Below are 10,021 nucleotides of genomic sequence, written 5' to 3'. Positions count from 1 at the left end.
TAGTGTGTTGTCTGGCGCTCCTGTTAATTCGGCTCGACTATTGGCAATGTTGCTGTGCGCTGATTGAATAACGTGGCCGCTGGTATGCAATGTGTTATCAGGCTCGCCCGCAAAATCCATGCGCTGCACGTTGCAGCTCGTGGTTGCAGAGGCAATCGACATGGGCTGGTCCATCTGCACACCCACATTAAAATCAATGTGGCTTCTCGTTGGCTTCATCGCTGCAACAATGCGCCATAGCTGGGCTTGCAGCGCTGGTGTAAGCAGTGAATCGCCAGTTTGGTTTAAGTTATTACGCACCAGTGCAATCAGTTTTGCAGTGTGCGGTACACCGTCATATTGCCACCATTCTTCAAGCTCAATATGGGCATTGAGTGCAGCCAATGCGCTTTTAACTGCACCCGCTGTGCCTTTTATTCGGTGCATTGGAATGCTTTGTGCGATAACGCGGCGCTTTATGGTTTCAGGCCATGTGCTGTCCCATTCATCCACGCTGAGGGCGTGGGCCAACCATGGCAATAAATGTTCGGGGCATCGCTCCGCTGACCATAAATCGCCAATTTGTACGGGCACGTCATTTACCCGGGCACTGGACTGCTCTAACGCTTTTTCGTTTTTACTGCTGGTGCGCGGTAGTAATTGCTCAGACATTACGGCCCCCAACTAATACAGCAACATTTGTGCAATACGCGGCTTGATGACCGAGCATCACCAAATCATTGCTTGGTGAATGTAGTTCAACCCGTTGTACACCTGGCAAATGCAGTGCTGCATACAGCCCTGACAGCGTTATATCTCGGCCAAGCTTATGGTTTTCATTCACCCAACTTTGTGCGCTTTCTTGGGCTTGTATACGCACACTCTCAGCATCGGGGCCAGGATATAAATGTAACGTCGCGCTTAGCGCATATTCAGTAATGTCGGTGGCACGTAGTCGAACGTGATCTGTAAGTGGTCGTACATCATCGGCACTGAGTGCGGCCATCACTGCGGCGTTTAGCTCACTGCTTGGTGCGCCGCTTCCCTCAGTTGATAACACGGTAATCGCCACATCACCTGGTTGTGGGTCGCTCAACCCCGCGTCATACGTACAGTGTAAAACGGTAGTCCCTGCAGGGAGTTGGGTTTGCTGTTCTTCAGTCAGTTGCACAACGGTAAACTGCGGGGCGTCAACGGCCACATCTTTAACTTGTGGGCTGGCTTTAAGCGCATGGAATACATAGCCGCCCACAGGGCCTGCGGTGCTAAACCCCTCTAGTGCGAGTTGAATACGCTCGCGGTAACGCTCGTTGGTTTCAAACGTGGGTGGTATAGGTGGGTTAGCATCTATGTCACCCGCATCAATAAGCTGACGCTCAACACCAAAGCGCGTGCCGAGATAATCTAATTCCACATCGGTGGCTTTTGCCAATAGCACGGCTTCAGCCCCCTCGTTGACGCGCTGACGTACCATCAGTTCACGGTACGCAAATACTTCAATGAGTTTTACTGCGGGTTCACTGGCGAGTGTGATTTCAGCGTCTGCATATCGTGTTTTGTACTCATTTAGCATCTCGTTTTTTATCTGTTCAAACGAGAGTGGTTCAATGATGTTTGGCGGCGGTAATTTGTCTAAATCAATCGCTGAAAAATTGGTAATACTCATACAATCAACCCCTCTAACATCAGTGGTTTTCCGTCAACTAAATACATACCTTCTAAATCAATCATCGTTTGGCCTTTGCCGTGGCTGGCTACTTTTACACGCGTGAGTTTGTAGCGCGGTTCCCATTGTCTGAGCGCGCCAGCAACAGCGGCGTATATCTCAACGAGTGTTTGGTTGTTGCTTGGCGCATCAACTAATCGTGGTAGCTTTGAGCCATAATCAGGGCGCATTACACGGCTACCCAGCGGGGTTGTGAGAATGTCGCGAATACTTTGTTTTAAATGGTCTTTGGCACTAATTACATGGCCTGTGTTTGCATTCATCATTCGGGCGCTCCTGTTTTACCTGGTCCTGCCGTAATGCCTGCATGTAAGTGTTTTTGGGCTGATATACCGTCAGACGTCATATCGCCGCCCGTTTGTGTCACTGGGCTGTCGATGTTGGTTTGTGCGGCTTTCACATTAAAGTTGCCGCCAGCTTCAATGTTAAAATCACCGGCGCTGGTAAAACTGGTTGAGCCATCCACAGTCGCAACCACATCACCCACAACATGGGCAGTGACATTGCCCGCAATATTAAGGGTCACGTCTTTAGCGCAGTTCACATCGAGTTCGCTGTTTTCACTGTCGTACTGAATCTGTGTGCCATCGTTAAAAGTGAGCACGTCCATGTGCTCGCTGATACTTGGGGAATGAAACTCGGTTGTGTACAACAATTGAATAATCACGGCCTGTGTCGGCTCACCCGCAGGGCAAGCAATCAAACATTGAATGCCAGGCTTGAGCGGACGCCAACGAATAAAATTACGCCCAAGCTCTGCGGGCCATGGCAGCCAGCCAGTGACTAATTCACCGACTTTAACACGCACTTTTTGTGTGTCATGGTCCACTTCTTCAATCGTGCCCAGCATCAGCATATTGGCAAAACGGCGCATCAATTCTGCTACTTCAAAACTCATGGCGTCACCTGCGTATAGTCTTGCTCATGCGCCGCACCGACTTCGGGTGTGATGCCCACATATAAATCAGTTGGTACTGGCTCTGCTGGTGCTTGGGGTTCCACATAGCGCACCAGTTGACGCCAGCGCACCACCCATAAACTCGTGGCGTGTCGGCCAGTTGCGGTGGTAAACAGGTTTTTAGCGACAACGTCAGACGCACGGTGTGCCAGTTCGTAACCAAAACCCTCGCCCTCAATGAGCTGGGTAATACCATCAACATAATTAATGGCATCTTCTAACTGTTGGTCTGCGTTACCCCCCGTAATGATGTAAACCATGGGAATAATTGCGCGGTCGTAACCCTCGTGAATGTACTCTGGCGGTTCAACATACCCGAGCGTGACCAACATGCTCGGCGTTTTTGTGCCAATGCGATCCAACTCAGCGCTATTTACCGTACCTGGGTGCAGTTCACACTCGCGTAAACCTGGAAATGTTGAGTCGAGCTTGTCGCGGACTGCGCGCAAGTAGGCTGATAAACTCATATCCAGCCACCTGTTTCATCGCGCCCAAACACTGAGCCTGCCGAATGCATTTCGGCCAAATCCAAGGCTTGAGGTGCAGGCTCGCTGGTTTCTAATCCTAAACTCAGTTCACCTTTGCTGATTTTGCTCAGTAACTGCATCGCTGACTTTTTATCATCAGTCACACGCTCCGCTGGGCGTTTGTCTATGTCTGCACGCACAATGTTGACAGCAATGCCTTTTAAAATGCCTGGCACAGTTGGCAGCGGTAGTGGATAGCGCATGGCAACATGTGCATCAATCACTTCGTTCACACTGTTAATCGCATTGGTTAAACGGGTTTCGTTTATCGCCTGTTCGCCACGTTCTGCGGTGAGCGCAACTAACTCAGACTCACCAAACCGTGCTATCAAATCATCGCGCGTGCAGTACATATCATTCAGCCTCAACCGTTGGTTTGTTTTCCTGATAAAGCTTCCATGCGGCGTCGCGTTGCTCAGCGGTTGGGGTTACTAGCCCTTCAACACCGTCAACTTCGCACGCGAGGTCTGCAACTTTGGGCGGCTTGGTTAGTGGTGTTTCGGCGTTCAACGCATGAATAGCGGCGATGATGTGGGCCAGCTCTTCAGGTGCACCTGAACAATCAATAATCAAATCATCACCCACACTCGATGTGTCCAAACTGCACCCTTCGTGAGTAAACTGAGTTGCCGAACTTTCCGTGACGCGAATGTGGGGATCAGCACGTAATATCGCCAGTGCTTCCTTTGTAAGTTGCTCCGGTGATAATTCGGTTTTACCCGACTTAAACTTAAAACCAGCTCTGTGATAATGTTGCTGACGCGGATTATGTACCGTGACAGACGGTAAACGAGTTTCCATAACATGCTCCTACCTTTTTAAAAGAGGGGACTAAGCCCCATGTATTTGGGCTTAGTCCAACCACTCAGAATCAAGAACTTGCACCTGGTTGTAATTGGTGTTGCTTGCGCCGCCTGCTTTTTGCATTGCTTTGATAAGCTGATTTGCTGCTGCTAAGTGCTCAGCACCAACAACTAGAAGATTGGGCTTAATACCAAGAGGACGGCCTTTGTCACTTTTCAGCTGCCTCATTTGCTTAAATGCCGCATTGAAGTTGTCGGCGGTGAGTTCGGCTTTAGACATAAATGCTTGTTGCCAGAATCCGTAACCAGCATTTACACGAGCATCAACACCATACAAATATTCGTCGGCCATAAATACGCGGTCAGACGTGCCGTCATCCGTTTTTGCTGTCAGTTTGTAATCTCGGCGTTTTTGGAAAATAAGCGGCTTTAGTGGGCGTCTTGCATCCATCAAGTACCAAGGCACACCTGAACCATCTTGAATATTAGAGACCAATGTTTTGTTGTTACCGTCACCCATAGGGTGTTCAGCATCAAAAAATGGTTGGCCGTCGTAGCAGAGGTTCTTTGTACCATTTGCTAGGCACTCGTAGACCAATTCGTCAGGGTGAGATGAAGCGGCATAACCCATATCTTCAAATTTTTTGAAAACGCCACCTAGCCTATTGTCTTCGATGTAATCTTTTGAAATCCCTTCAGTGCCTTCGAACTTTTTGTTTCTAAGTGAGTAGGTGTGTAATTCCATCTTGTTGACTTCACGGTCACCGATCCACTCTCGTAGTTTTGAGAACTCACCCATCCATCCATAATCTTCAGTGGCCGTTGTTGACGATACTTCAGTGGCAATGTTTGACCAAGTAGGTGTGTATAGCGCACGGCCTTGTTGAAATGAGGTCTGTACACCCGTGTAAATTGAACGAACGACGTCTGCTGTAATGTCCATGTTAAACTCCTAAATTAACCCAAACGCCTCGACTATCCACTTCGGTGATAGTCCCAGCCGTTGAGCGGGTATTGGTTGCTGAATCAATAGAAAGGTTGCTGGTTGCATCAACAAAAAATGCGGTTTGTGTCACATGGGCTTCGTTAATATCGCCACTGTTCGGGAACATGTGCTCGCCAATTTCAACCGAGCCACGGACCGCTTTATCAACACCTTGGCTGTTATCCACGGTTTCGCGCATAACGCCGGCACATATGCCAACGGCACCAACTGAAACCAATAATCCACTGCTCAAAATTGCAGGCTTGTTTGCGATGAGTTTTTCACCGCCTGCCAATGGGTAGCCACGAAAGCGACCATCACGAGTTGCTATTGCGCTCATTACTGCGCTCCTTTTTGTTTTTTGAATGCTTCAACATCGAGGCCCGACGCTTTGAGCACTGCCAAATCAGCACTGTCTAGTTCATCATTACCTTGGCCTTTCGGCGGCGTTTGCGTGGTAGTCGTTTGTTGACTTTTTAGCGCTGCAATCGGTGTGCGTGCATCTAGCTGAGTCTTCAGGACAGCTGAACCTTGTTGTTCGCCAAGCTGTTTAAAGTAGTTGGTTTCAGCGTTTGAAATTCGGCCCTCTTCACGGGCTTTTTCAATTTGCTGTTCAATAGATAGCGTGCTGTTTTCAGTACGCAGTGCTGCTGTTTCGGTTGCTAATGCGTCATAGTCAGCGCGCGGTACCCACTTGGTTAAGTCAACTTGACCGTTGCCGCCTGCGGCTTTTAATGCCGCAACTTGGTTGTTGGCATCACTTAACTGAGTCGTCAAAGTCGCTGTTTCTTCAGCCTTAGCTTGCATTGCCTTAAGTGCTGTTGTTGCGGTAGTAAATTGCTCTGCTGTTGGCTCTTGGCCTTCGGCCACCGTTACGCCAAGCAACGCGAGCAGTTGCATCGCTTCATTCATGGGGTTTTCTCCAGTTGTTTCAGTTTTTAGTGCTACGACCTTAGCCATACCGTCCAAGCCTGGGTCGTTGGTTAATGCGAAATGTCTAAACTTTATGGGGCGACCATCAAAGCCGTAATCAAATACAGGGCTAACAAAGCGGTATTCGTCTTTGCGCAGGTAAGCCGCAGCCTTGTCGTTCCATTTAACATTGAGCGCGTAAACGCCGTGCCCTGGCACATATTCAAATGCAACGGGTTTGATCCAGCCTGCGGCGGGGGCTTCTTTGCCGTTACTTTCAGCAAAAATGGTTTGGTGTTCGTAGTCAAAATGTAGGTCGTTGGTGCGCTCATCTAAATGGTGCTTTAGCAACGCCCAAGCAGCTTGATCCATCAGCCATGCTTTATGCTCGGTGTCTTGCGGGCGGCCATCGCCAGCACTAAAAAATCCATCTGGCAACACTTGTACGCGGGGGCTTACGCCGTGTTCGTCAATCTCAATGCCAGAGATTTTACAAACTGCCGTGCCAACAGCACCATTATATTGAGCTGACAAAACTGCCATACGAGCGCCATCCATAGCGCGGGCGCACTTCACTTGCTGTTTGACGACAGGTTTGTTTTTGTGGTTATGCATTGCTGACACCATGTGTTAGTTCGTGGGGTCAGTATCAGATTTAGCGCGGGAAATGTATTTTAACCTGGGTTAAAAAATTCATGGGGTTCTTCGGTTATCACTTTTTGTGTGAGACATTGCCCATAGACGTCAGCGTTCATACGTTGTAATCTGGTTTCTCACAGTTCCCCATGGGAGCTTTTTTCGTATTTGACAGTAGGTCAAATGTGTCCTTGACTATAAGTGGGTAAGCGGTAAAATCCCGCACTCGAAAAAATGATAGGAGGGAGTATGAGTGGATTAGCAGAGTCTATTTCAAACTTTTTCACTCCTGGTTTAGCTCAAAGCAGGACAGCCCAAATAAAAGTTGTGGCTAAAAAAGATGGAACATTTGTCGTTCCATTGCAGTCATTGCATGACAGCGAACAAGTGAAAAATCAAATTGCTTACTTAAAAGCAGAGAAGGAGGGAGCGTAAAGCTCCCTTTTTTTTAATCTCGAAGAAAAAGGATCTTCATGATAAAGCCCACCGTTATATTGGTTCTTGTATTTACTATTCTTGGATATATTTTCTGCCATCGTTATCATGGCACGCGCTCTACATTCAGAAAAACGACAGGGTACCATACGTTCATTTTATCTTCGGGGTGTGGAATTGGGTTGTGGTTTTTATCTATGCTTTTATTTAGTTTTATTAGCTTTATCTTCACTCTGACACCATTGGAAAATGGCGTGTTTGCGCCTATTTTACTTAGTATATTAAAAATTTCTTTTCCAAATTTGTACATCCCTTTGTATTTTATTCACTGTATTGAAATTACATTTATCGCTCTGTATATAGCCAGTAAAGGTCCTAGACTCGCATTGCACATGGCGGCAAAGTTAGGAGATTCGACCACTGAAGAGATAAATAATGCGGTATATTATGGGTTGGCGAGTACGGACCATACACCTGAGTTTACGGGGATTTTGCATCAAAGCATTATTTATGGTTTACCAATAGCTTTCACTCTATCAAATCGAAAAGTCTATATAGGCTACCCAATAGAGCTGGCCCCCCATATGAACGACATCATGATATTACCACTGAGAAGTGGGTATCGGTGTGAAAAAGAACTGCGATTAGAACTTGTGACCGATTATGTGCCTGTATGGTCTGACATAGAGGATGGAAACACAGAGAACGCAGATCGAACCGTAGATTTAGCCAAGTTTCTTATTAACATACCTGTTCGGGAGCTTGTTCACGCAAATTTACATGACTTCCAGTATAAGAAAAACTTTGAAAAATATGAACGTCCTCGGACCTCAGAATATACACCTCAAAATACTTATACACTTGAAACACGGTAGTAACGTAAAGAGGAGAAATAGCGCTCCTTTTTACTTGATTTTATATCCAAATAAAAAACCGAGTGACATAGAAACAAAGTTCACAAGCAAGGTAATTGTGTGAATTGTCGTGCTTCTTGTTAAGTCTTGAAAATATAAAAGCCCGACAATAGATAGCAAGCTAAATAATAAGATTAAAAAAACGACTGCGACTTTTGCGTTATCACCGACACCAATTACTTTACCGATAATTCCTACTTTCATTCTTTAGCTCCATTTAGACATTACAAATATAATAAATTGAATAACAAGATCACTCTTTGTTCAAAACCAACGCTGCACTAATACTTAGAAACGTTCCGAAACGGGTTTAACGCCATTATCTCTGCTTGAGTCACACCATCGCAGCTATAAACTTGCTGAGTGCGCTCTAGTGGCGCACAGCGGACATTAAAAAATCATCGGCGAGTTGTATTATTTCGTCCTCATCGTCATTACTCACACCAACAAATGGGCGGGCTTCTACTGCTGCTGGCCCTGGTGCCATGTCATCTGTGCCACCCCATTGCATCAATGCTGCTTGTACTCGATTAGAACCAAACTCCATGGCATCACTGCCAGCGTCATACGCCAGCGTGTCACGTAAAAAATCATTCTCACGCAGGATTGAATTGCGGTTTTTAGTTTTACGCTTTTTGGTGGACTCTTTCAGCGGCTCCCATGGTGTGCCGTCTGGCGCTTGCTCTTTTGCAAAACGCTCAGCGGTAGATAGCTGCATGTACTCGCCAATGTCGCGGTGTAGCGCTGTGCGGTCTTGCACGCTATCAACTAGTTCGTTGAGTTCGCGGGCTACCTGCTTACTGTCAAAATTAATATTGAGTTTAACGCCGCTCATTGCTCGCTCCGTATCTGCTTTAATCGCTCACTTGGTTTAATTGCACCTGGTGCATAGTCAAAGCCAGGGTCGATACCCAGTGGTACCGTATGTACTTCACCTGTTTTTTTGTTTACCCAGTCGTATGTACCATCGTTGGGGGCGGTGCCAACAGGCAAGCCTAAACGTTTCAAGTCACGGTCATTCACTGCAAACACTCTGCATTTACAGCCCCAGCCGTTGCTGGGGTAATGTTCACGCCACCATGGGTCATCTGCGGGCAATACCAAAGTGTGCCACTTTAAGTGAAGTTCGCGCGGGTTCTCACTGTCGCCGTGTCGATACATCCAATAATTGCGAGTTGATTTAACTGCCTGCAATTGCTGCCAGCGCCCAGCGTTGTAAGATTGGCGCAAATTAGTCTCGTAAATCACATGGCTGCGCCAGCTCGGTGTGCCGTTGTAATCCCAGCCAGCTTTTTTGACAATCTCAACAAACTGGGCTTGAAACTCTTTTAAGCTAATGCCATCAACAATCGCTTTGTCTACAGCTTCGCGTAGGCTCTCGATCAAATCTTCTTCAATGGCCCCAGCGATAATAAAACCGTGGTCGTGTGCCTCTTGCCATATTTCATCCCAGCTATCGCTTGGTAGGCTGAGTTTATCCCTAAAAAACTGGATCGCTTCGGTAAATGGCAGCGCACCGTACTCAACGGCCATCGTTGACCTCCATGCGTCCGAGCAACGTGCTGGCTGCAATTGCGAGTTGCATTTGTGCGCCAAGTTCTGTTGTGTCTAGTTCGCCAGCCAAATCAATAATTGAATCGCGCAACTGCTCTAAACTTTGCGCTTTGAGCACCGCTTGTTTCACTGGCTCTATGAGCGTGTCCATGAGCGGCCCCACAACAGTTCGTAGCTGCTCTTCAATCACAGCCAAATCATCGTCAGGCGTTTTAGTCTCTGTTGTTTTGAGTGCAGCGGTTTTAAGTGCGGCGGGTTCTGCGGGTGTCGCACTCACGCGCGTTAAAACAGGCTCGTCTTTTTCTGGGGCGGGTATTTGCAGCTTATCTTGCATATAACGAACGGGTATCGGCATACCTATATCAACAAGATTTGGTACACTGTCGGCGTACAGTTTTATGTCTTCCGCTTCGCTCAAATCAAACTCAAAGCGTGGCGCTCGTCGCGGGCCATTATATGAGCTGCCATTGAGCGCAAACAATGGGTAAACAATATCGCGGGTGATTGTTGCTGCCAGCTCCATTGCATCACTTTCTATAATGTCGTCCATCACGTCTTGATGCACACGGCCAAGCGCGTTGGTTGAGGTTGC

General features: G+C 47.4%; 16 protein-coding genes. 2 read left to right on the top strand and 14 right to left on the bottom strand.

What is annotated here, in order from left to right; translation table 11 throughout:
- From J8L97_RS21515 to J8L97_RS21470, 10 genes are all read right to left on the bottom strand, one after another.
- The coding region (locus J8L97_RS21515; protein ID WP_211052687.1) for a phage tail protein I at positions 1-651 on the bottom strand (651 nt) is incomplete at its 3' end.
- Positions 644-1,645, bottom strand: a complete 1,002-nt coding sequence (locus tag J8L97_RS21510) for a baseplate J/gp47 family protein (RefSeq protein WP_211052686.1) — start codon at positions 1,643-1,645, stop codon at positions 644-646. The genes J8L97_RS21510 and J8L97_RS21515, both read right to left, overlap by 8 nt.
- On the bottom strand, positions 1,642-1,971 hold the full coding sequence (locus tag J8L97_RS21505) for a GPW/gp25 family protein (RefSeq protein WP_210995111.1): 330 nt from the start codon (positions 1,969-1,971) through the stop codon (positions 1,642-1,644). Before J8L97_RS21505 ends, J8L97_RS21510 begins: the two co-directional genes overlap by 4 nt.
- Positions 1,968-2,603 (bottom strand): phage baseplate assembly protein V, encoded by a 636-nt coding sequence (locus J8L97_RS21500; protein ID WP_210995110.1) that lies wholly within the window; start codon positions 2,601-2,603, stop codon positions 1,968-1,970. The genes J8L97_RS21505 and J8L97_RS21500 overlap by 4 nt, the downstream gene beginning before the upstream one ends.
- On the bottom strand, positions 2,600-3,130 hold the full coding sequence (locus tag J8L97_RS21495) for a hypothetical protein (RefSeq protein ID WP_211052685.1): 531 nt from the start codon (positions 3,128-3,130) through the stop codon (positions 2,600-2,602). Before J8L97_RS21495 ends, J8L97_RS21500 begins: the two co-directional genes overlap by 4 nt.
- On the bottom strand, positions 3,127-3,543 hold the full coding sequence (locus J8L97_RS21490) for a gp436 family protein (protein ID WP_210995108.1): 417 nt from the start codon (positions 3,541-3,543) through the stop codon (positions 3,127-3,129). Before J8L97_RS21490 ends, J8L97_RS21495 begins: the two co-directional genes overlap by 4 nt.
- Before the next feature lies 1 nt (position 3,544).
- On the bottom strand, positions 3,545-3,991 hold the full coding sequence (locus tag J8L97_RS21485; RefSeq protein WP_210995107.1) for an HI1506-related protein: 447 nt from the start codon (positions 3,989-3,991) through the stop codon (positions 3,545-3,547).
- Positions 3,992-4,042: 51 nt separating this feature from the next.
- On the bottom strand, positions 4,043-4,936 hold the full coding sequence (locus J8L97_RS21480) for a Mu-like prophage major head subunit gpT family protein (RefSeq protein ID WP_210995106.1): 894 nt from the start codon (positions 4,934-4,936) through the stop codon (positions 4,043-4,045).
- A gap of 1 nt (position 4,937) precedes the next feature.
- On the bottom strand, positions 4,938-5,318 hold the full coding sequence (locus J8L97_RS21475; RefSeq protein WP_210995105.1) for a hypothetical protein: 381 nt from the start codon (positions 5,316-5,318) through the stop codon (positions 4,938-4,940).
- The gene (locus J8L97_RS21470; RefSeq protein ID WP_211052684.1) at positions 5,318-6,505 is read right to left on the bottom strand and encodes a phage protease; all 1,188 of its coding nucleotides are present in this window, start codon (positions 6,503-6,505) and stop codon (positions 5,318-5,320) included. The genes J8L97_RS21475 and J8L97_RS21470 overlap by 1 nt, the downstream gene beginning before the upstream one ends.
- 270 nt (positions 6,506-6,775) lie before the next feature.
- Here J8L97_RS21470 and J8L97_RS21465 point away from each other — a divergent pair, with 270 nt between their 5' ends.
- Complete coding sequence (locus tag J8L97_RS21465; protein WP_063875331.1) at positions 6,776-6,961, top strand: hypothetical protein; 186 nt, start codon at positions 6,776-6,778, stop codon at positions 6,959-6,961.
- A 38-nt stretch (positions 6,962-6,999) separates the two neighbouring features.
- On the top strand, positions 7,000-7,836 hold the full coding sequence (locus J8L97_RS21460; RefSeq protein ID WP_211052683.1) for a hypothetical protein: 837 nt from the start codon (positions 7,000-7,002) through the stop codon (positions 7,834-7,836).
- Between the two features lie 30 nt (positions 7,837-7,866).
- Here the strand turns inward: J8L97_RS21460 and J8L97_RS21455 are convergent, their stop codons facing one another.
- From J8L97_RS21455 to J8L97_RS21440, 4 genes are all read right to left on the bottom strand, one after another.
- Complete coding sequence (locus tag J8L97_RS21455; RefSeq protein ID WP_211052682.1) at positions 7,867-8,079, bottom strand: hypothetical protein; 213 nt, start codon at positions 8,077-8,079, stop codon at positions 7,867-7,869.
- A 166-nt stretch (positions 8,080-8,245) separates the two neighbouring features.
- Positions 8,246-8,710, bottom strand: a complete 465-nt coding sequence (locus J8L97_RS21450) for a phage virion morphogenesis protein (protein WP_211052681.1) — start codon at positions 8,708-8,710, stop codon at positions 8,246-8,248.
- Complete coding sequence (locus J8L97_RS21445) at positions 8,707-9,408, bottom strand: phage minor head protein (RefSeq protein WP_211052680.1); 702 nt, start codon at positions 9,406-9,408, stop codon at positions 8,707-8,709. The genes J8L97_RS21450 and J8L97_RS21445 overlap by 4 nt, the downstream gene beginning before the upstream one ends.
- Positions 9,398-10,021: DUF935 family protein (locus J8L97_RS21440; protein WP_211052679.1), on the bottom strand; the 624-nt coding region annotated here is incomplete at its 5' end. The genes J8L97_RS21440 and J8L97_RS21445, both read right to left, overlap by 11 nt.

Source organism: Pseudoalteromonas sp. MMG012 (assembly GCF_018100875.1).
GTDB classification, from domain to species: Bacteria; Pseudomonadota; Gammaproteobacteria; order Enterobacterales; family Alteromonadaceae; genus Pseudoalteromonas; species Pseudoalteromonas aurantia.
This window is presented reverse-complemented; position numbering and strand designations above follow the sequence as displayed.